16 protein-coding genes are annotated in these 23,713 nt (G+C 38.0%); 5 read left to right on the top strand and 11 right to left on the bottom strand.

Going from position 1 to position 23,713, the window contains the following annotated elements; all coding sequences use genetic code 11:
* Positions 1 to 66: 66 nt before the first annotated feature.
* Both AC59IL_RS05915 and AC59IL_RS05910 read left to right on the top strand, forming a co-directional pair.
* Entirely contained in the window at positions 67 to 1,899 is a 1,833-nt protein-coding gene (locus tag AC59IL_RS05915) for a M1 family metallopeptidase (protein WP_496551173.1), read from the top strand.
* 220 nt (positions 1,900 to 2,119) lie between these two features.
* Complete coding sequence (locus AC59IL_RS05910; protein WP_496551172.1) at positions 2,120 to 4,582, top strand: T9SS type A sorting domain-containing protein; 2,463 nt, start codon at positions 2,120 to 2,122, stop codon at positions 4,580 to 4,582.
* Between the two features lie 231 nt (positions 4,583 to 4,813).
* Here the strand turns inward: AC59IL_RS05910 and AC59IL_RS05905 are convergent, their stop codons facing one another.
* Positions 4,814 to 6,019, bottom strand: a complete 1,206-nt coding sequence (locus AC59IL_RS05905) for a hypothetical protein (protein ID WP_496551171.1) — start codon at positions 6,017 to 6,019, stop codon at positions 4,814 to 4,816.
* A 566-nt stretch (positions 6,020 to 6,585) separates the two neighbouring features.
* Between AC59IL_RS05905 and AC59IL_RS05900 the strand changes: the two genes are divergently transcribed.
* The 3 genes from AC59IL_RS05900 to AC59IL_RS05890 all read left to right on the top strand — a co-directional run bounded on the left by AC59IL_RS05900 (position 6,586) and on the right by AC59IL_RS05890 (position 11,879).
* Positions 6,586 to 7,515: a DNA-methyltransferase gene (locus AC59IL_RS05900; protein WP_496551170.1), complete on the top strand. Its 930-nt coding sequence runs from the start codon at positions 6,586 to 6,588 to the stop codon at positions 7,513 to 7,515.
* A gap of 78 nt (positions 7,516 to 7,593) precedes the next feature.
* Complete coding sequence (locus tag AC59IL_RS05895) at positions 7,594 to 10,290, top strand: hypothetical protein (protein WP_496551169.1); 2,697 nt, start codon at positions 7,594 to 7,596, stop codon at positions 10,288 to 10,290.
* Positions 10,291 to 10,304: 14 nt separating this feature from the next.
* Positions 10,305 to 11,879: a DEAD/DEAH box helicase gene (locus AC59IL_RS05890; protein WP_496551168.1), complete on the top strand. Its 1,575-nt coding sequence runs from the start codon at positions 10,305 to 10,307 to the stop codon at positions 11,877 to 11,879.
* A 277-nt stretch (positions 11,880 to 12,156) separates the two neighbouring features.
* On the opposite strand, the gene AC59IL_RS05885 is transcribed toward AC59IL_RS05890, so the two are convergent.
* From AC59IL_RS05885 to AC59IL_RS05840, 10 genes are all read right to left on the bottom strand, one after another.
* Positions 12,157 to 13,644, bottom strand: a complete 1,488-nt coding sequence (locus AC59IL_RS05885; protein WP_496551167.1) for a P-loop NTPase family protein — start codon at positions 13,642 to 13,644, stop codon at positions 12,157 to 12,159.
* A gap of 14 nt (positions 13,645 to 13,658) precedes the next feature.
* Positions 13,659 to 19,439 (bottom strand): strawberry notch C-terminal domain-containing protein, encoded by a 5,781-nt coding sequence (locus AC59IL_RS05880; RefSeq protein WP_496551166.1) that lies wholly within the window; start codon positions 19,437 to 19,439, stop codon positions 13,659 to 13,661.
* 146 nt (positions 19,440 to 19,585) lie between these two features.
* Positions 19,586 to 19,813, bottom strand: coding sequence for a hypothetical protein (locus tag AC59IL_RS05875; protein ID WP_496551165.1), 228 nt, complete (start codon positions 19,811 to 19,813; stop codon positions 19,586 to 19,588).
* Positions 19,814 to 19,825: 12 nt separating this feature from the next.
* A complete protein-coding gene (locus AC59IL_RS05870; RefSeq protein ID WP_496551164.1) occupies positions 19,826 to 19,999 on the bottom strand; it encodes a hypothetical protein in 174 nt (57 codons plus the stop codon).
* Between the two features lie 22 nt (positions 20,000 to 20,021).
* Positions 20,022 to 20,639 carry a hypothetical protein gene (locus tag AC59IL_RS05865; protein WP_496551163.1) on the bottom strand — a complete coding sequence of 206 codons (618 nt, stop codon included), beginning with the start codon at positions 20,637 to 20,639 and terminating at the stop codon, positions 20,022 to 20,024.
* 120 nt (positions 20,640 to 20,759) lie between these two features.
* A complete protein-coding gene (locus AC59IL_RS05860) occupies positions 20,760 to 20,975 on the bottom strand; it encodes a hypothetical protein (protein WP_496551162.1) in 216 nt (71 codons plus the stop codon).
* A 76-nt stretch (positions 20,976 to 21,051) separates the two neighbouring features.
* Positions 21,052 to 21,651 carry a hypothetical protein gene (locus AC59IL_RS05855; protein WP_496551161.1) on the bottom strand — a complete coding sequence of 200 codons (600 nt, stop codon included), beginning with the start codon at positions 21,649 to 21,651 and terminating at the stop codon, positions 21,052 to 21,054.
* Positions 21,652 to 21,668: 17 nt separating this feature from the next.
* Positions 21,669 to 22,052, bottom strand: coding sequence for a peptidoglycan recognition protein family protein (locus AC59IL_RS05850; protein WP_496551160.1), 384 nt, complete (start codon positions 22,050 to 22,052; stop codon positions 21,669 to 21,671).
* Positions 22,049 to 23,014 carry a peptidoglycan-binding domain-containing protein gene (locus AC59IL_RS05845; RefSeq protein WP_496551159.1) on the bottom strand — a complete coding sequence of 322 codons (966 nt, stop codon included), beginning with the start codon at positions 23,012 to 23,014 and terminating at the stop codon, positions 22,049 to 22,051. Before AC59IL_RS05845 ends, AC59IL_RS05850 begins: the two co-directional genes overlap by 4 nt.
* Before the next feature lie 6 nt (positions 23,015 to 23,020).
* Entirely contained in the window at positions 23,021 to 23,707 is a 687-nt protein-coding gene (locus tag AC59IL_RS05840) for a hypothetical protein (RefSeq protein ID WP_496551158.1), read from the bottom strand.
* Positions 23,708 to 23,713 lie beyond the last annotated feature (6 nt).

The following is a 23,713-nucleotide window of genomic DNA, read 5'->3' as shown; positions in this document are numbered from 1 at the left end:
TGGTAATTACAGTGATATTTTTTTCATTTAATTTCCTGTTCGTTTTGCATTTTTTAGTAATTAAATATGATACGATTATTTATCATCTCTGCTTCCTTATTCCTGGGATTACAGGCCGGTGCGCAAACGCTCACTATGCCTTCCGAAATACAGAAAGCCTACACTAATAACACCCGGTCTCTCAGTGGCAAACCGGGAAAAAAGTACTGGCAGAATTATGGACGTTATACTATTTCTTTAACGGTAATGCCGCCAGATAGCACCATAAGAGGGGTTGAGCAAATTGTCTATTTTAATAACAGTCCCGATACACTGAGAAGCCTGAACATGAAATTGATAGCGAATGCTCATCCTGGTGGTGGCGGGATCAGGATCGACGAGATAGCGATCCGGGAAAACAAAGTTTTATGGGACAACAGCAAAGCTGTTACTACAAATCAAATGGTGGATTTGTATGAGCCGTTACTACCTCATGATTCAATAAAGCTCAACATTACATGGCATTATAATCTTTTGCACAGTCCCGGGCGCGATGGGATAATCGATTCAACCAGTTTTTATATCGCTTATTTTTATCCGCGTGTTTCTGTTTATGACGATTACAAAGGATGGGATACCCAACCACATTTGGGTTCCCTGGAGTTTTATAACGATTTCAATGACTATAATGTGAATGTAACTGTTCCCCGAAATTTCATAGTATGGGCCACCGGAACATTGCAGAATCCATTGGAAGTGTTACAACCTGCTATTGCTGAACGCCTGAAGCGGTCAATAATAAGCGATTCCACCATACACGTTGCCACCATGCAGGATTGGGAGAATAAAAAAGTCACCGTTCAAAATGCCAGCAATACGTGGAAATGGGTTGCCAATAATGTAAGCGATATTGCAATGGGTATCAGCGACCATTACGATTGGGATGCAGCAAGTGTTGTTGTTGACAACAAAACAAAACGGCGGGTAAGCATGCAGGCTGCCTTCGCGGATTCATCAACCGATTTTCATCATTCGGTGCAGTTCGGCAGAAATTCGTTAGCCTGGTTTTCGAATAACTGGCCGGGAATTCCTTATCCCTATCCAAAATCAAACGCGTTCCAGGGATTTGCGGATATGGAGTACCCGATGATGATCAATGACTCCCACACATCAGACCTGGGTTTTGCCCAATTGGTGCAGGACCATGAACAGGCTCATACTTACTTTCCTTTTTACATGGGCACTAATGAAAGTTATTATGCTTTTATGGATGAGGGATGGGCTACTACTTTTGAATATCTGATCGGCATCTCCGAGAAAGGCCAGAAAGCCGCTGATAATTTTTATAAATCATTCCGCGTTACCCGATGGATCCACGGCCCGCATGAAAAAGAAAACCCTATTATTACACCCAGCCCCGATGTTACCTTTGGTGGTGGCAATAATGCCTATGGCAAACCATCGCTGAGTTATCTTTCTTTAAAGGACTTGCTGGGGGATAAATTGTTTAAGAAGGCACTGCACAACTACATGAATAACTGGAATGGTAAACATCCTATCCCGTGGGATTATTTCTATTCGATGGAAAAGGGTTCTAAAAAGAATTTAGATTGGTTCTTTTATAACTGGTTCTTTACTCCCGGCTACATTGATCTCGATCTGGCCAAAGTCGACAAAACTACGAAAGGATATATACTGAACATTAAAAACATTGGTGGATTTGCTGTTCCTTTTGATGTGATCGCGACTTATGACGACGGATCAAATGAAATCTTTCATCAAACTCCAATAGTTTGGGAGCGCAACCAAAAAGAGATAGCAGTAAATATTAAAACCAGAAAAACGGTAAAGTCGCTGAAACTGGAGGGTGGAATATTTATGGATGCAAATGAGAAAGATAATACGTGGACAGCGAATTAGCCCTTAACCAATTAATAGCTGAAAATCACGTATATATGATGTAATTGGTAACATTTTTTTGACTTTCTACTTAGGTTCAATTATACGGTTAGATATTTTTATCAAATAATTGGTTGATAAATTATGCATATTTTAATTTTCTAACTAAGCTCAGTCATAGTCTTGACGCCGGTCATTGCCACTCCCTGCTCAATATGGTAACTTACAATAAACATATTCTATGTTACGTAAATGGTTATTGGTAAGTATTTTCCTGTTTTCAGCAATTGCCGGATTTACTCAGGACAACTATTGCTGGCAATGGAGAAAAGTCATTGGTAATGGAATACCAGGAAGTAATAAACTGGTTTCTGTTAATAATGCATTTGTTTATACCAGTGGAGAATTTGCAAACACAAACATTTCGATAGACAATGCTGTTTACATAAATAAAGGCGGAACAGATATAGTTGTAGTAAAGCGCGATACCAAAGGCAATATTATCTGGCTGAAAACGATCGGGGGCCCTTCTGATGACCATTTAAGTGCTATGAGCATAGATGAAGAGGGCGCAGTTTATATTGGCGGGTCATTTTCAGGTTCTATCCAAGCTGATACGGTTACGCAATTGAGTAATGGGGGAAGCGATATTTTTATTGCAAAATTTGCCTCCGGAGGAAAACTGGAATGGGTTAAAATAATCGGTTCACCAAACAATGAATATTTATCAACTTTAGTAAATGACACACAGCAGGTACGATTTGGAGGTTCCTTCTCCGGAACACTTTCAATTGCACAATTTACACTAACCGATACCGCCGGATCTTCTTTTACAGCATCATTGCAGGATGCAGATGCAACAGTACTATATGCGCAAAATTTTCATACCCCGGGCGGCCAATACCAAAAAATGGATAAAAAGGGGAATATTTATTTTGCAGGTATTTCTTATTCCCCTTTTACCATCGGAAATATTACAATACGCCCGTCCTGCAAAACCCTGTATTCAACTTACACGAATTTTTTATGGGGCGCCAAATTCGACAGCACCGGTAAATTGTTATGGGCAAAAGATCTTTTACCATGCGATATAAATCAGACTTTACAGTTTTATAGAGAGTATCTTGATTTTTATGTAGATGAATCCGGATATATTTATTTATCATTTATTGAAGGTCGATGGCCAGCCCAATATGGTCCTTCACCCGGCGATCCGTATATGAACGAAGTGTTAGTGCTATCGCCCGAAGGAGTTTTTATCGAAGCTGGGTATTATACGACATACGGCTTCCTGGGCACAGTGGTGATCAGGCGCTATTTTTTACATGCTGCAAATAAAAAGGTGTTGTTGGTAAATACTACCCAAAACCAAATAGAATATCTTCCAACTATATCAAGCCAAAGCATAAATGGCAACAGGCTAATTAGTAATTATTCTAACCGTAACAATGCTTTTATTGATGCCGATAATAAAGCTTTTTACTTTACTGAAAATTCCCAATTATCGAAACTTGGTGTGGGTATGGAGGTAAATGCAGGACCAGACAGGACGGTATGTGCTTCGTTTCAATTACCTGTTTTATTAGGAGATGATATAACCGCCTCCTGCGGTATTCCGCCTTATATATATCGATGGACGCCATCTACCGGGTTAAGCAGCGATACCGTTGCAAGGCCAACAGTTCAACTGAACCAGATTGGCCAGGAACAGGAATATTATTTAACAGTGCAGAGCGCCTTCGGAGATATAAAAAAGGATACTGTAAAAATTATAAAAAAAGCAGATCCCGATAAACCCGTAATAAAAGCTGTTAATAATGTACTTATTGCTGCTTCACCAATAAACGGTAATTATAAATGGTATTACAATGATTCGCTTTTAAGCGAAGTGAATAGTAATTTATTACCTGTTAAGCAGGATGGGGCATACCGGGTGAAAATAATAGACACCAATTTTTGTTCAACGTTTTCTGATACATTTTACGCTTATAAGATCACTATCAACGCGGGCAATGATACCGCAATATGTAATGGCCAAATGGTACAATTGGGCGCTACGCCAACAGGTTATGCTGCCGTGGGCAGTTTAACTTACGAATGGATTCCATCCTTGTACCTGAATAATACCAGCAGTGCCAATCCTGTGGCCGTTCCAAACAATGATATTTGTTATAAACTGAAAATCACTAACAGTTACGGTAATAATGCATTTGATTCTGTGTGTATTAGAATATTGCCTTTGCCAACAACTGTTATCTCACAGCAAGGGGATGTTTTACATTCAGGTTATACCACCGGCAATAAATGGTTTTTTAATGGTCAACCGATTGTTAATGCCACTGGTGAAAGTTTTTCCTTTTATGATGAAGGTGAATATAGTGTACAGGTAACCGATTCTAACGGCTGTAGTGCACTGTCACCGGTTTATTATGCAACTCATACACAACTCAGTGTAGCAGTATATCCTTCTCCTGCATTAACCGAGATGAACATTCAATATAATTTACCAAAAGCTGGTACTATTACCATTGAAATATTTAATATAAGCAATGGTATGCGGAAAATTATTGCTGACAATGTATACCAGGCGGCAGGACAGTATATAAAAAATATTAAAATACCGGGATTTTCAAAGGGAATCTATCTGATACAAATAACAACATCGTACGGAGGAATCATTACACGCAAGTTTATAGTACAATAACAGCAATTATAAAAGTGTTCCGGAAATGTTTATCAGTATTACGTTCCAGGGCATCTGAACTTAATTCTTACTAACAAAAAAGCCCCACATTGCTGCAGGGCTTTAAATCGGTGTCCGCCGGCAGATTGTCGAACAATTAAAAGAATTCTTTACGCATATATATATTGAAGCTAGAATCAACGGGCATTATTTCTCCATTCGATAAAAATTCTAATTATGACCGGTTATTCCCTAATCAGGATTCACATTCCGGCACCAACGGTCCCTTTCGCTGACCAATGAATCGAGTGTATAATATTTTTTTTCCTCTTTGTTATTTACCAGGGGATGTTCGCCATCAATGGCTCGTCGTATATTGGGCGCTTTCGATCTTAGCTCATCGTTCACCAGGCTTACTAATTCAATTCTTTTATAAACCTCATTTCTGAATGAAGGGGTAATATAACCCGGAACACCCTCGATCAATAGATGTTTGTCAACAGGTAGGTAGAACACAAAACCGGTAAACACATCCTGGTACCTGAAATTTGTTTTTGAAACCCAAAGGTCAAAACTATCCTTTCCAAACGGGCTGTCTTTAAAATCAAATCCAAGGTCTTCTTTTTGAAGCTTTTTGAATGCTGCATCCCACTTTCCGTCCTGAATCAGCTGCAAATGTTCGAAGGGTTTTACGGTATTTACCAAAACGTTCGCCACACGATCGCCATACTGGTGAAATAAGTACCAGGCCGTATTCTTCAAGCCGCGTCTGGACTCGTTAACAAAAAATTCCTGGCTAAAGGCATGACGATAGTTCATGATCACCAGTGCCTTTTTCCTTTTCTCACCCGAATTTTGAATGGCTGTAAATTGTTGAATGATGTGGGCGGCCATAATGCTATCCCGGTCGCCCAACATTTTTTTCAGCTTCATCATATACAAGCTGTCTGCCCCATTCCACGAGAAAGGCAGATCCGACGGGTATACATTCACCGCGTCACGGTTCGACAAATGATTATTGGTCTCATATATACGATGCAAAAAAAATGAATAGTTCGGATTATCCCAGATGGGCCAGAAGCTGCAATTCCTTTGAAAATTCAGAATGCGTTCTGTTACACAGTCGGCGGGCAGGTTCCTGGTATGCATGAAATCATTCAGTGCCGGGTTTAAGCTGCTTACTCCAATTTCTGTAAAAACATGGCCTACTTCTGTAATAAATCGCTTATCCGAAACGAGATCGGCAAAGAGATCATATTGGGTGAACTCACTATGAAACCTTTCACAAACAACAACAATATCATGTGTTTTGAAAAGGTTCAGGATATAGTCTTTGGCAGAAAAATGTTGTTCCTGTAAAAAACGTGTATAGTCGTCTATAACAGCATTAGTTTGCGCAACGGAAAGTTGTATCCCGGAACACAATATTACCAGAAATAGAAAGGAAAATTTTTTCATAACTACCGGTTTGGGGTTACTTCTAACCTATGAAGTAAAACCTTCTGAAGCAGGTAAAAAATGATTGTAGTCAGTCATCCCGACAGTTTCATCCGGCTTCACCGGCGACCTACGTCGTACCGGTCTCGTGTTGAAGAATATAATACGTATACAAAAAAGGGCATAAAAAAAGGCTCACAATTTTGTGAACCTTTCTTGTCCTGTGGAGTCCACCGGCAAATTGTCGAACCAATTAAAGGCTTTTTTCAGACGCATTTATCCACTTAAACAATTGACAGACAAATACTTGAATAAACAAGAAAACAATCAAATTGAAATAATTTACAATATTGACAGACAAATAAAAAGCTCTGCTGGTCGATTAACCAAAAATTAAAATAACCTTTCCCTATCATCAAAATATACCGTGTTTTACCCCCTTTTTTGCATGAATTTTTAAAATATGGTTATAAGGAATTATATTTCACAATATGAATTTTTTGAAATCATAATTAAAGTTGCTAATCATTTCACAAGTGGTTAATTATTAATAAATTGCATTAATCTATCAATTTTTTCCACAACTAATGGCAGGAACGAAAGGCATAAAAAAAAAGAAAGCTGTACCCCAAATAATTGATTGCGTAATTGACGGAGACTGCTTTGAAAAAATAAAGGATATTCAATCATCTTCGATTGATTTAGTAATAACTTCTCCACCCTATGCAGACAAAAGAAAGAGATTTTACGACAGTGTTCATCCAGACAAATATGTTGAATGGTTTTCGCCGTTGGCATCCGAGTTAAAAAGAGTGCTAAAACCAAAAGGATCGTTCATTATAAATATAAAAGAACATCCAAGAGACGGAGAACGTGACACATATGTCTTGGAATTAATTTTATCCTTGAAGAAATCGGGTTGGCTTTGGATAGAAGAATATTGTTGGTATAAGAAGAATTCATTTCCAGGTAAGTGGCCCAATAGATTCAGAGATGCTTGGGAAAGATGTCTGCACTTTACTCTTGATAAGGATTTTGCTATGTATCAAGACGCTGTAAAAGTTCCTATCGGGGACTGGGCAGACAAACGTTTTAGGTCAATGACAGATAAGGATTTTGTACGTCACGTTTCGGGCACTAATGGCTCGTTGGGAAGGAATGTTTCAAATTGGCTAAACAAAAAAAAGGTTTACCCTCACAACGTGTTGGTTTTTGAGGAAGAACATTACATTCATAATGGACAAGATAAAATTGCTGAAGTAACTAATATAATTGAGTTTGCTACAGTATGTTATAACAAAAAACATAGTGCAGCTTTCCCAATAGAATTACCAACTTGGTTCATCAGACTATTTTCGAAAAAAGGAGATGTAATTTTTGATCCTTTTGTTGGTTCAGGTACAACAGCAGTTGCAGCGAAACTTTTAGATAGGCATTACATAGGAATAGAAAAATCGAAAGAATTTGTTGAGGAAGCAAAAAAGAGTTTGGCTGAAGTAAAAAAAATAAAAGAGTGATGTGAGAATAAATGTGTGGATGATAATTTAGAACTTCTAAATCCTTTTAAAAAGGATAACTCATAATACAACTTTCAAATGGCAAAACTTAGTAAACAAACGATTGCCCAAACTTTCAAATTTAACTGCGATAGATATCTACGTTTTGAACTGGCATCAAAAAAGGAAAGAGTGGATATAGGAATAGATAACATTGAATTAGGTAAGATGCGGCCAGGAGTTCAATTAATGATAGAAGCCGCAAACAAGTGGGAATCGGATAAATACCAAGATTTAGTTGATTGTGCTGCTAAAGATTCCGTTTTGTTTTCGATAGACACTAAAATTGACAAAAAGATCACTCCAAAATCAATAAAAAAAGTAACTGATATTTTTACTGCCCTAAGGAATACAATATCACATTGTGCGATTATTGAGGGAGAATTTAAAGTGCCTAACAGCGTCTCCGCTTCTTTTAAAATTGCACATGACGAATATGGTATTGAGCTATCCAAAGCCAACCCTGACATTATTTGGATAAGACCATATTCAACAGGGTCACCTTTAATTCGGACGACTTCGACTGACCCTGAGTTTGAATTACACATCATTGATGTAAAAATGGCTTCTGAAGCATCGCTTAAACATTTCACAGAAGTGACATTTTATGCGTTTGCACTTGCTGAAGCCATCAAAGAACAGGGATTGGATAAACGTTATCAAGTTAGCGCGAAAGGATTAATATGGCCTGGCAGCCACGATAATAATAAATTTAGAAATTTGTTCCGAGAGTATCAATCTAAAGGTGATATTGACCCGGTAACTTCAGCATTAAATCATACTCTCGATGAAGTCCCCTACGAAGTTTATGAAATTCATGTAAGGAAGTTTTTGGATGAACGTTTTTTACAGGTTTTAAGAATGGAACCCAAAGATGCTTCTTGGCATGTTTCATCAAAATGTCAATTGTGTCAATACTTAGATTTCTGTGAAAGCGAGGCAGAAATATCCGACCATTTATCCCGCATACCTTGGTTGAATCAAGGACAAGCTGATTTAATAAGACAAAAAGGAATTACAACTACAGCACAGCTAAACGAAGCTATTGAAACTGATGCCGATTCCTGGAAGGGTGTAAAATCAGACAATTATCAGCTTAAAGCAGACCAACTTGGAATCAATGCAAGGAGTAAGGCGCTTCAGACAAAACACCCTGAAATAATTGCCGAAAGGAAATGCAGTTTCATGCCGAATTGGATTGACATGAGCATTTTTCTAACTATTCATTTCGATCCTGGAACAGGTTTGACCTTTGCTATGGGTGCGAAAAGAGTGTACTTTAAGCCTGGACGTCAAAAAGGAGATCCGCCGACTGTCAATGAAAATATTTTTATTATTGACAAAGTGGACAGTCTGAATCCTGACACCGAAAAAAATCGCCTAATTGAGTTCATTGATCTTGTCTCCAGTTGGTTTTTGGAAGCGGATGCTGAAAATACCAGAATTACAAATGATAGACATGCTAACGGCGAAAGGGACAGCGAATTTGGAAAAGTAAAAACTCATGTTTTTTTCTGGAATCAATTGGAGGTAAAACAACTTTTGCGGATGATTGAACGGCACATGACGGACCCGAAAGTTGTTGACAGAGTTGAACTATTGATTCGTTTATTTCCACCCGACAGCATACTTCCGCCTGACTCAGAAGCCTTCAAAACACAACCAGGAACAGTTGTAAAAGATGTGATAAAACAATTGGTAGGGTTACCATTAAGTCACGATTATACCCTGCTTGAGGCTGCAAGTTCTTTTTTCCCAAATCTGAGAGCCGATGGATCACCCTTCAAGTTTTACGCAACATATGGGTTTAGAACTGATTTAAATGATCAAATTCCTTTTGAAAGAGCCTATGAACTTTGGAAAGATGATGTTTTTTTAAAGCACGCTAAAAAGAAGGATGGAAGTGATTACACTCAAGATGAAAAAAATAGAGGTGCGAATAAATATACAAGAGATGAAATTTATGAAGGTCTAAAGCGAACTGTAAAAACACATCTTGACGCTATACAGCATATTGTAATTAAATTAAGAGAACAGTGTGGAAATCAATTAACATTAAAAAAAGGAGCTTTTTCTGCAGCGCCGCCCACACAAATCAGAGTTCCGGAAGCTGCAAGACAGTTAATTACTTTTCAAAAACTAGATGCAATTACACGTGAAATTGAAAACAAGCATCAGGTTTCTCTTCCAATTGATGAAAAAGAAGCAAGATTTATTTCAATCCGTGGCCTTGCAGAAGCAACAGGTGGAATTTATCAAGCTGCTATTGACGAAATAAGAAGAACAGACCAAAGATTTATAAGCAAGGATTTGCGAGCTTTTACTTTTTCAACGAACTCTAAAGATGCAAAAATTAAGGAGGGCGAATTTCTATGTGCTCTTGCAAATGAGGATGATATGGTTCAACTGGATTTACCTTGGTATAAACAACTCAATCTAAATTTTTACCAAGGGCAGGAATTAATGACAAATGCTGGCATAACTCAGCAATGGAATTTTAATAGGAAGATAAGTGACCTCCTTCAAGCCACTGTAATTAAGCTTTTCGCAACCGAGGAACCACCTTTTGTTGTTCTTCAAATAAATAATTCCCAATTGTTCCAGTTTGCCTGCGACAATGGAATCATTGATTTGACACAGCCTATGGTGTTGGACCCGTTCTTTAAAGATTTCGATAGCAAAGATTTAGAGGAAGTATTACGAATGATCGGCGGCAAAGCCCCTAAACGGAGTTAATAAAATTTTTAAAAATGGCAACACGAACAACAAAAACAGAACCAGCGCACAGCTTACTATACGATCCTAAATCTTTAAAGAGTCAAGCCTACCCCAAAGATGACGAATTGTTAGAAAACGTCAATTCATACTTAGCCAACAAGTTCAACGAAAGTCAAAAAGTTGTTTTTAAGGATTCTTTCAATGAAAGAGTTACCTTATTATGGGGACCACCAGGGACAGGAAAAACAACTGTATTGGCTGGAATTGTATTAGGTTGGATAGAAAGAGCACAAAAAGAGAACTTACCTATTTGTATAGGCATTGGATCAAGTAACTGGACCGCAATCAATAATTTGCTTATTGAAGTTTCGAAACTATTAAAGCGCCGGGTAGAACAAATCGGAGAATTTGAGATTGATGTCACCGTGAATCGTGTTCGTTCTGGTCTTGGAGAAGACTTCAAATACGACGGAATTGCTGATCTGGTTATAAGAGAAAAGGCAACAAACGAACTTATTCAAGAAATGCAATCGCCAACTCATTGTTCAATTGTTGGAAGTACTTGGAAACAATTTTATAATCTAACAAAGGGTGATGATTGGAGGGCTTCTGCTACTCCAAAACAATGGTTTAATTTACTTCTAATAGATGAGGCTTCACAAGTTAAAGTAGCGCATGCTGCAGCATATTTTTTGCTGCTGAAAGAAGATGCTAATGTTGTTTTTGCCGGAGACGATAAACAATTAGGTCCGATTTTCGGTTTCCAAATGGAAGACCACTCCGACGGATTGTTTGATTGCATTTACACATACATGAAAGAAACCCATCAAATTGAGCCCAAGCAAATAGTTGAAAACTACCGAAGCAATGAGGATATTACATCATGGCCAAACCAGAGGTTCTACGAAAACCAACTAAGGCCATTCCACCCAGAAAAGAAATTAGCCATTAATTTGCCAAACCAAAAACCTTCAAATTGGCCTTCGAACCTTATTTGGGATGATTCTTATTTGGAAATCTTAAACCCTGAATTTCCCATTGTCGTATTAACTTATCCCCCTCAAACTTTTACTGTTTTTAATCCTTTTGAAGCTCAACTTGTAGCGGCTCTAACATGTCTTTATAAATCATCTTTAGATAATTCAATTCACGACACAAAATTTTATGAGGAACATTTAGGAATTGTAACTCCACATCGAGCCCAGCGTTCAAACATACAAAACTTGTTAACGAAATATTCTGGTATTTTAGCCAATGCATCCATTGTTGTTGATACTGTTGATAGATTTCAAGGACAAGAAAGAGATTTAATCATAGCAAGTTATACAGTGGCAGATAAAGATTTTGTTAGCAGCGAAGAAGAGTTTATTCTTGATCCAAGGCGTTTCAATGTTAGTTTGACAAGAGCAAAAAGCAAATTTATTATGCTGATTAGCGATTCAATTCTTCAGCATTTACCATCTGATAAGGAAATAGCAACTGAAGCTGCTCACATACAACTATTTGTCGAAAAACACTGCGCAACCTCAAAAAAAATAAAATTAAAATACTTTGATACCGTAGGTCATATCCAAGAGGTAGATTGTAATTTTAAAATTCCGTATTAAAGCGACAATTGTGAATCAATCAACAATAAAACACGATCGATAACAAACTATACCTTATAAAAAAATCCCGGCCACCCCTTAACGGCCGGGATCAGGAGGATGAGTAAGCCACAATATCAAATATATAATCTGCTCAATATAAAATGGTGAATTACTACGATTTGCATTTTTTTTATTCATTTCATGCAAATAATAATGCAAATCGTACTTTTTTATGTAAATCTTATCAATAAATAAGGCAGGTATAACCTGCCTCCACTTAAATCATTTGTACCTTTTAAGCTGCCATTCTCTCATTTCCGAAAATGTTGATCTCACCGCCCTGGTTAAATCGCCCCATCTGTACGGCTTTTCCTTTTTCAGGAACCTCAATTACAACATCAACATCATGTTGAAATGTATTTGCTCCTCTGAACCGACCATCCTTTGTAGTTTGAAAAATGAATATGAAAGATTTGGTAGGATTATCTGTTTTCAGTTTGTTGAGATCTTCAGGTGTCAACCCCATACGATTTACGCTATCAAGGAAAATAAAATCGTACTTAGACAGATCAAACGGTAATACAGAGGCAACAAAAAGATTTGGATGTGCAACATCTTTATCTGCTAACTTTTTCTGTAATGTCAAACCTAAACTTTCTTCTTTTGCCACATACAATACTTTACCATGATTACGAGCCAGGTAACCTGCAAATTCAACACACAAATACGATTTCCCCATTTTGGGTTTACCGAATACCATCGCGGTAAAATTACTTGACGGATCGCCGATTAGATTTAACCATTTACCGGAAAAGCCTAATGTGTCAAACTGCATATCCGCAAAATCAACGCTATTCATGATTGGAGGCGTACCATCATTTCCATTCAGATTTTGACATGCACAACCAAGTATCCCCTCCAAACCATTGAGTTCAGCTCTTTCTATTTGCAAAGTTTTTTCAGAACCTCTGGCCAGAAAATTTTCTAAGTTTCTTCTGATATCATTAATTGCAGAGATATACAGATCTGAATCCGTAAGCTTCCTTTTATCAAAAGCATTATTAATATGCTTCAGTAATCCCTTTGCCTTTTCTTTAATGCCGGTTTTACCATTTAAGCTGATATATCGCTTAATAAAACTTACCGAAGGCATTACTGCTTCACTTTGAGTTAAAGTTTTCAGTTCATCGTAATAATCTGCATTTTCAATACTGATAGCAAGTTTTTGTTTCATGCCATTATACCATTCTATCAACTTATTTTGAATGAGCCTGATTTGATCTGCCCAGGTGGAAGTTTTGCGAATACGTTTTTCGACGATGGCTTTCTGAAGAGAATTAATAAAACTTAGAACTTGTTCTTTGGTTTTAGTTTTACCATTGAGGCTAACAAAACGTTTTATGAATTTCAATTCTTCCGGTATGCGTTCAACCATAGCAACGTCAGTTGCCACCGATTGCTGAATTGACTTTGGTTCCATTTTCTCTTTGCGTTTCTTTTTCTGTTTCATCGGATTGACACTTGCGGGGGGCGTGGACTTAGCTTTGGATTTCTCATGCCCACCCTGCTTACTTTTCGAGGTATTACTTATATACTCATTAATTTTTGATAGAAAAAGATCAATTGTTTTGCGAACTCCATCGCTGGAGTAATACGCATCAAAATTTTTTCCTCCATCAGTTGCCCGAACTAAAAAATCATGTGCTGCAAGTAAGGAACCTGCTGAGTTTAAAAAATCACGAAAACTTTCAAATTCTTTAAAATAATTTTCTATAGTAATCATAGGTGTTTTTTTTATTAAGCGGCCAGTAATTGAAGTTCGATTGCAATAGCTTCAGCCTCAAGCTCCAAAATGCGGACTTTGACAATAGAATTGTTTATCGGCATATCTTCCTCCGGTGCCGGTGGTTCTATTCTTTTTCTGCTACTATGCCGGATAGCTTCTCTATTAATATCTTTTAATTGATGAGACTGAATAGTGATTGAACAACTGTGGTTATCTTGAAGAACTTCTACCAACTTATTAATGTTACTTTCAGGCAACATAGCAACCATCTTGTCAGAGGTCTTTTCGAATTTGTTATTATCAATCAGAGGCAAAATATCTTTATCAAGAAAAATATCACCGCCTTTACTTCGTGATGCAGCAATAATAAGTTTGTATTGACTGCCTGTTTTAAATATTGAAAGGCCATTATTGGTAACAATATGGTGGCTATTAACCAGTGAACGGATAATAGGGAGTGCTTTTAAAATCGGCACAACCACTTTATCCTGTATTTGCTCCACGGGGTCCCAATGTTCAGGAAGTAAAATGCCCTTTTTTACCTGCCCATCAATTGTAGTATAACTTACCAGCTTGCCTTTTTGATCTGAAAACGCCTGCAGCAGGTTACCTGTAATAATATGTCTTGTTGCTCTGTCGGTATTGCGCTTTTCGATATAGTTGTGCCAGCCCTCCAAGAGCGTTGATATATCAACTTCCTTTAAGTCAACGCTGGCACCAATGATTGACATAATATCCTGGGAATACGATGCAGGAATTGCCAAGTACTTAGAACTGTTAGCAATACCAAAGCGAAGTTTGATTGCACTCGGTACGTAAGGGTTTTTCTTTTTCCGGTCAATTAAATAACCTAAGAATACTGCCGGAACAATTTCATTATCACTTCCAAATGTTTTTATTGGATAGCTGACATACCGCCCGATATAAAAGTAGTTCAAAGCCTTTTTCAAAGCCGAACCCCGGTTTTCCAAAGTCCGTTCATTTTTTACGTGTTGTCCTTCGCGTGCGTCGGTTAATTCTTTGGCACGTTGTTTAATGGCAATATTCCATGCTTCTGAATCACCTTCCAGCTTTTTAATAGGTTTTTCTGTAGGTATATCTTTTATAAGTTGATCATATTTATCATCAACTTCGCGAGTAAGTTCTTCAAACTTTTTTTGTACTTCTGAAGTGTACTCCTGCAAAAACTGTTGCTGCAAAGTTTTTGGATTACCATCCTTTAAGGATTCATTGAGAATGTTTTCTAATTCTACTTTAGTAAAAGGTTTTTTTAGCACGTTGGCCTTTATCGTTTCAATTGTACTGTCATCACCAAAGGCACTATCTGTACCTTTACCCATCTTAAATACCTTCGCTGAAATAGTTTCAGCTTCCAGGTTCATAGATTCCACTTCCAGATCATAGTCACCAACCTGCCTTAAATATTCTACGTAGTCATTATACCGTTCTGAAATATCCGTATAGAAATCTTCCTGCATCTGCGTAGATAATACAGCAACACGACCTGATACTTTCATTGCTGCATCTTCAACTGGCGTTCTACTTCCACTATCACTACCAGCATCTTCCATATTCAATGGGTCATCTAATAATATATTTACTTCAGGATTATCCGCTAAATATTCTTGCACTATTTTGTCACCATACTTGTTCAAAAAGTCAGGAACATCCAAAATTTTAGATGATTGCTTTTGATTTGATGTAGTATTAGCATCGAGGGATTTTAATTTTTTTTGTAACATCATCATCAGCCTCTTTTCAGCAGGAATTGAACTGGTCACATAGTCGTAAATAGGTTTTAGAATTTGGCCAGTACGATTAATCCTTCCTCTTTTTTGAACTTCCGTACTAATGTCAAGCTCTGCCTGCAATACTATCATTACACGCTGCCTTACCTGGTCTTTAGTAATTTTTGCAGTGGGTATAGCATGTGCGGATGCACCGGTAGAACCGGATTGGTTAATCATAAGTACGTCGACTTCGTTGTTATTAAACTTACGAAACGCATCGTTTGTTGGCATTCGTTTACGGCACAGAACAAGCGCCTTTGTCCCTTTCTTATCAAATTGCAATTCAAACTTTCTACCGGTAACCTCGGATACAGAATAACCTGCTTGTTTTATTTTTCTGATTACAACGTCAATTGGGGAAATTGTAATACCGGTAGTAACTGATTCTATTTTTTCGGAAATACGTTGATATTCCATTTGTGCTTCCGGTGAAAGATCTGTCACATTAAAGCGCTGGTATGTTGATTTGCCGTCGATACCTTTTTCGGTAAAACGCATAACCCCTTGTAAACCCCGCCTTAGAACCTCAGAAAAATCGGCGTCAATGGTGTCACCATCACCAACCGCCCTTCCGGTTTCTGTTTCCATTGTTTCAATGAAGGAACCCATTGTAGAAGCAAAAGCAATAACCGGCTTTTTCCCCTCTTTCAATCGTTCTATTGCCTTTTCGGCAACTGCTTCTGCCTTCAGACTGAATAACATCTGGTTGATAACATTAAACACCTTACTGAAATAAGGAGTATTATCAACCCCTGCCTTATTCGTTCCCTCACGTACTTCTACTTCCTTACTTTCAGCGGCTGCTATCTTATCAAGATCTTTTACCTCCTTGTCAATATAGGTTGTTTGAAAAGCAATAATATCGCGCAATACTTCAGTGATGTTATCAGCTACGGCCTTGTGTTCTTGTGCTTTTTCATCAAGTGTGATATAATTTACTTCTATACCTTCATAGCTTCTTTCTCTGCGTATCATTTGACCTTCGGCAACAAGCTGGGAAGAAAGGACTTCCTGAAGCGCTACACCACCCCTTGTAATTGCATCCACCAAGTCATCCTTTGACATATTACAATCTGCAATGGCTGTTTTCATTGCATAGATGGGCATGTTATCGGGTCTTTTGGCAAATGTTGCGGACAGAAAAATTACCCCTCTCGTATATCTGACAATCCCTTGCATATACTCCCCAGTATTACTGGAGCCTGAACTATTATGCGCCTCATCCATAATCAAAATATTATCCTGTGCGATATGCCAAAGGAAATTGGGCTTGAGCGGCTTTTTATCAGCCGAATTGAACTGTGTATAGGTAGCTACTACAAAGTCATATTTGGATGGAACCTGGCCGGATTCAAAGATACTTTGCTGTTCAGTAGAAGGTGGCGCCTGGTATACCACATTACCATCTTCGTCTTTAATATCTGATTTAGCGTCTTTGGCATTTACAATAAACGGTTTTAAGTTGCCAGAGCCAATTGCATTCAAATCACGGTATATATCACTGAATAAATTTGCTTTTTCTGTAAGAAATACTGGCGTTAATCCCTGATTGACTGCATAACGAATAACAGCGGCAGCAACGCGTCCCTTGCCGATACCGGTTTGATCGCCATTTATCGTAGCCTGATTTCTGGCTTCAATATTATAAATAGCCATCGCAACAGCATCAATCTGTTCGGCTGAAAGAACCTTACAAAGGTCAGCCTTAGAAGGATATTTTAAACGATCACGAACAAAATTATCAATATCGCCACCTACTTCTGTTTTAATCATCCTAACTGCAGAATGTGTTTCAAAGGCCATTGAATCCGGCACTTGTGTATTCAATTGAATGCAGGATTCAGATGCAGGTTCGTATGGTGCGCCAAGTTCTTCGGCATCAATAGCACCTAAAGGTTCATCAAGAATAATGATTGTATAGCCTTGTTGTTTTAATTCATCAGTAATTAGCTTTAGTTTGCTTACACGTAAGCTGCACCCATAAATAATTTGATTAAAAGGGTTTTTAATTGATTTTTTATCCCAGAAATTTGGGCTTAAAAGCTCTTCTATAACGACTGCATCATCCTCCCAGGTTGTATAATGACGAGCACCTTGTTTAATAAGAAGTATATTTTTAGTGGTATAATCTTTATTTTGAATAAATTTTTTATAGGCTGATTTGTCCCTTGTATTATGTGCTTGTCCCATCATTAATTCATATTGCTCCAACTCTGGTCGTGTCGGCCACCTATAATGCGCACGCTCGTTTTCAATAAATAGTGGCTTGTAACCAGCTTCTATAAGCAGGCGTTCAATCATTGGCTTGTCTTCCTTAACAAATCCCTCATTGCAAAACCAAACCCCATGATTATATATAGCGCACTCTGCATAAACTTTTGGAGGGCTATTTCGGAAGTCATATTTTTTTTGGACATTATAATAGACAATAGCATCTTCATTATACGTTTGAAAGTTGGTTTCTTCTTCTAAAAAAATAATTGCATCCGGATATCCTTTTTTTAATCGTGACCATTCTTTAAACATTTTTTTATCATCAGCCCAGCCAGTCTTATCTATGTAGTTCGTACCTGACAAATCGTAGTCAAAGCCATTTAACTCATCAAGTTCAGTATCCTCAATAATGGCGACAACATAACCGGCATGATAAAGCTGTTTTTTAAATTCAGATAACTTTCTTTCATTCAACTCTATACCATAAACCTTTTTTCCTTTAATTAATTCAAAAAATGCGAATGGAAAGGAAAACATGTACACAAACCTTTCCGCATCCGAACCAAAGCTTTCATAATTACCGGATATCGTATTTTTTATTACAACAAGTATTTTGAAATATCCCTCATACCTGTTTCTGAATTTTAAATACAGTTTATAGTTGTTGTGATTAACGTTACCGGGAATGATTGCGCCTAAACCGTTTTCAAAATTGGTCTTTAGTAACTGCAAATCAAGTTGCAAGGCTTCTGCTTCTAATTCTAAAAGTCTCATAGTGTCTGCTTTTTCGTTACCTGATATTTTCTTTCCATTAATTACGCGTTCGTATAAATCATCGAACGTTTTGATTACAATATCTGTTCCTGGATTATAAAGTGGGGCGTTACCTGTCGGTGTGTGCTTTCTGCCGTCAATCAGAATTAATCGAACATTAAAAGAAGTGCCCTGACGTGAATAAAGTTTATGGCCATCAATCATGATCACATCAACAACCTTATAACGACTATAGAGGTAATTAAAGAAAATTCTATTCTTTCCAGCTTGTATTCTACCTTTATCATCCCAGGTTGTATGACCACCGATAATAATTGCGGCTTTCCCGCTATCACGCATAGATTCTAATGCCCTTAGTGCCATTACATGCTCCAACGGTCTTATTGAAAATGTTTCAAACATGGTTGGCGTTTCCATGACACCAAAAGGCGGATTAGTCAACACAGCTTCAAACACCCTTTTATATGTGGCCTTCAATGCATCCAATTTCCATACATGGAAAAAGCCTTGTTTATGTAGGTTTTCATTTCTGAAGTCATCTATCTCATTGACCTCAAATGTCTCAGGATTACCAGCAATGGTGAGCATCCCATTACCGGCGCATGGTTCTAATCCCTTATTATTGGGGTTGAACTTATCAATTCCACAATACACACCCGCGAGATATGCAATTGGTGCAGGTGTGGAATATTGCTGAAGCAATATAGATTGTGAAGTTCGGTGAGATAAATTGACTTGTGAATTATACAGATTAACTATTTTATCAAATCGCTCCTTTACAGTTCCGGGTTCGTGGGCAAGTTTCCTTGCTCTTTTGACAATCGCAAGCTCTGTTAATTCCTTTACCTGAGTTTTGTCAGTAATACTATAAGTTGCTGCCAGTTTTTCAATAGATTTTTTATTATGACTTTCTTTTTTCGTTAAGCTGGTGTCAACAGCAGATACGAATTTGCCTGATGAATTACCACGCGACGAATAGCCGGTCAATATTTCTGGTATTTTCTGGTGGTTCATAAAATAATTAAGCAGCAATACGGGGTTTTCCCCGCTTGCTGCTTACACTTTTTGTTTCGATAAGAGGCAAACCAACAACCTGAATTATCAAAAAATTGAAACAGTATTGCCTTAAAGTGTTGGATTTGATTCATTGAACAAATTGATTAAATCATGGGACCTTGCTGATTTGGAAGTATGCCGGTTTCTTCTGTAAAATTGGGCATCATGTTTTTTATGGCATCCCTCAGCGCCTGCGAGGAAATAGTTACAGGTTCTTCCACCTCAGACCATTTTAAAAAAACATTTTTCAGCGGGCATTCCCCAATATCCAATCGAACCACACCATTGTTAATTTTAATAACAGCACCATCATCATAGATTTTGTAGCCCATGTGTTAAGGGTGTTATTTGTTTTGTGAATTGTTTCGTTTCTCCACAATTGTTTCGCCCACTATTGAACCAATGAATCCGCCAATCATAACAAGCGGCACAGCGTCCTTTTGCGCTTCTTTAGCATACCAATACGCAATTAGTGACATAAACAAGGTGGAAGTGGAAACAATTGCTTTGTCATTCATATCTATTAATAAAATTTGATTGTTACCGATGAATGAAGTGGATAAGCGAACCGGATATTACCAACAATCCGGCACCGAATATTCTGCTCCTTGTTTTTCGTCGCTTCTCCTTCTTTTTAAGCAAAAGGTTTTCTGCTTGCTGTATTTGTTGCTGGGCTATGGCCTGATTATAAATCTGATGAAGGGAATAATATAGTCCTTCATTAGTGATGATGATTGAATCTTTGACGTCGACAACACTATCCATTGTAGCCAGTTGTATTTCATAGAGGGAATCTTTACGGTGGTTTTCATTTATGTAGCCGGTAATTTCAGTTTTTAATGAGTCGCATTCCGAATTATCAAACAGCGGAATATTATAATTTTCATATGACCAGCTATTTTGCTGTTGATTATTATTGGTGATGATTGCCTTTACCTTCTTTTCCTTTTGTATTACTGATTTTTTTGCCTGGTCAAGCAATGACTGTGTAATGGTTAAATCAGATTGGAGTTTGCTTTTTTGATCTTCCAGAGATGCAATGCGGTTCTGATAATCTTTTTCAATAGCAGATTCCTGCTTGTTTAGGTCTTTTGTAGTAACCGATAGATGTTTTGAAGTTTCAGGACTTGCTTTTAGTGGAACAAAAAAAACAGCCATGCAAAAGCCCAAAAGAAAACCGCTTACTAAAATGTATAGTGATGTTTTTAGCCTAAGTGAAATCATAGTGTAGGATTGATTATATAAATGGATGATTGATCTTAAATAGTCGTGATTCTGTTAACCATCTGTTTTTCTTTCCAATGAATACCCAAAACAACCGGCAGCAATCAGCGAGGTAAAAGAGTAGAACATAAATTCCGGTACATTTTTTGCAAAAAATTGCTGTGCAATCCAGCTAATAATGAGTACCAATAACAGAATGCTGATCGTAAGTTCACGGATTGAAAACCGATGATTTTTGTCGTGGAGGATTTCTTTTAAAAATTGTTTCATAATGTTTATTCTTGAATGATGGAATAAGTAAGTTTTGCAATGGCAGCACTAAGGGATATGCCAATAGCTGCTATCACTACTTTTTTTTTGAATTTCTGTCAACTGCACGCTGGTCAATAAGCGTGTAGGTAAATCCATTACCATATAATTGTTTGTGCAATTCGCATAATTTCATAAAGGCATTGAAGTCATCGATATTGGCGAACACCTGACAACCTGCTGAATATTGATCTACGGTCTTTGTGGTTCCGCTTCCTGCAGCATGATGAATATTGATGCCAAACAAACCATTATCTTCTTTACCGTTCAGAAAATCCAATACTGCATTGCGGTCGTAGTCACGCATTACAGTCACTGGCCGCTTTTGTACCAGGGCATTGTATTTACCACGGTGCAAGCCAATAGCATGACTACCGATATATTGGCCTTCTTTTAAAATTGCCGTGCCTTGCGGATTAAGTGGGTTCTTCAGCCAGTATGTGCCGGGATCAGTGGTGGCTTTGAAAGTTTGAAACACCCAAACACCCTGCGCATTTTTAAAATACACGTTGATACTATCGTCGAAGCTATTCGGCAATGTGGAGCTGGAGCGCACACCAACTATATTGAGTTCAAAGGGACGGACAAAGGTTTTGTATCCACGCTCATTGAGCGTAGCTTGTATTGATGTAAGCATAAAGATTGATTAGTTTATTAGGCTGCGGATTTAATGGAGGCAGGAACGTAGTTTTTAAGCCAGTCTTTTACATCGAAACCGGGATTGTTTTGTTTTCCGAAAACATCTTCGGCGGAAACAATTTTTGCCTGTGGATGTTTTTCACTCAAGCGGATAAGCGTATTATAAAGTGTTTCGCTTTGTTTTTCAGTTTTGGTGTCGATGATATTCCCAGCTTTGTCAACACCACCCAGGTAAGCAATTAGAATACAGCCATCAGTAGTTAAAAGTTTTTTTCCTTCTACTACCTTGCCATTGCGGTGAATGATGTAATGGTACACTAATGAGTGATGCAATTCATGCGGCAGCGTTTGTGTGCTGTGTATTACGATATAACGTACATTGTTTTTTACAGTTCTCATAAATAGTTTACGGATTTAGTATTGACTAAAAAATATTTACCGTTGTTTTCAAAAAGTGTGTAATCCAATCGACGGTTGATCTCATTGCCTAAAACCATACGGGCAGGAACTTTCATGCTTTCTTTTGCATTCACCCAAATGCTTGTTGGTTCAATGGTAATCAGTGACACGCCATCCAAACCTGAAAGCGACCATTTACTACCATCGTACTGTAAGCCCATTCTTGTAAATTCCAAACCAATCTTCTGCTTATCAAAGGGAGAAGAAAAAGTATTAAACAGTCCATTGACTATAGTTTGGCTCACAGCTCTGCTTACACCAGTTGTTTTTATCGGATAAGATTTGAATGTTGCGTTGGCAGATGAATAATCTTCAGTGCTTTTAAGTTTTTTTAATGCTGTAAGTACTGAATCAAGATTTTTCGCCTTTACTGCATTAACAAGCTCCGTTCCTACTACTGAAGCATTAATTTTTGTAAGGAAATTGAAAGTGTTTTTGTCAATGGATATTGGAAGACCAGCTTTTTTTAAAGCTGCCTCTGTCTTGTTACCAAAATCACCGTCTGCTTTAATAGCGTGACCCTTTGCAATAAGCGTTTCCTGTAACAAGCGAACGTTTTCACCTTGGCTTCCTTTTTTAAGTGGAAACTCATCATTCCTTGCATTGGTATTACTATATGATGCAATCGTTTTTGCTACTGTAGGGTTACTGGCAACGGGTTGTAAAGCTACCGATGTTGGTATAACACTATTGTTTTGTTTCAATACAGCATCTATGTCGGTATTAATAGTACCCTGCTTTCTCCTTTTCCAATATTGCCAACCAAAGTAACCGACAATACCGGCAGTGCTGGCGGCCAAAGCAGTAGCAATCAGTTTTTTCTTCTTTGCCTTTGAGCCTTTCGGCTTTGAGGCAGTTTTTGTGCCCTTTGATCTGGTTGGTGTCTTTTTCTTCGTTCTCATACAGAGCTATGCTTTGGGTTTGTTTTTAATAATTGCCATCATCGGGGAATATTCCCATAGTTCCAGCTCCTCGAGTAATCCATCCTTCAGTGACTTACCATAAAGACTTTGATAGGTGGTGGCAACTTTATCGTAATCTGTCTGTGTTGGTATCTCAAGAAATACAGCCTTTATAGCATCTTCATCCGTACCTGGCAGACCGCCCCACCATGTAGAATCAAATGCAGCCTTCAGTCGTTTTGCCCATGCCGTGTATTGCGCCGTAGAGATCTGCAGCACTGAACCAGTACCTACTTTATCAGGCTTACCGGCAATAATTGCCAGCATTTCATTGTATTCAGTAGTAGTCAGTTCACTTTTCATATCCAGCATCATGTTTTTACCACCAGCATTGTACGATTTGATAACAGCATAAAGCACTTCTTTACTCGGTATTCCCCGAAACACCGCTCGCAGAGCTTCTTCATCTGTACCTGGCCAGCCATCATTTTCAAAAGCCATTTTTATCCGCTGCGCAAAGTCTGCCGGACTACCTTCTTTTGCGCTTTTGGTCGCTTCACGTTTTACGGCAGCACTTCTAAGTACACTGCGGCCAATAAAATAACTGCCGCCAATAAGCACCAATCCAATTGCCGTATACTGAAGTTTTTCCTTCAGCGTAAATTCATTATGATCAGCTTTAGCACTCGGCATAACAGA

Source organism: Niastella sp. sgz303648 (genome assembly GCF_059587045.1).
This window is presented reverse-complemented; position numbering and strand designations above follow the sequence as displayed.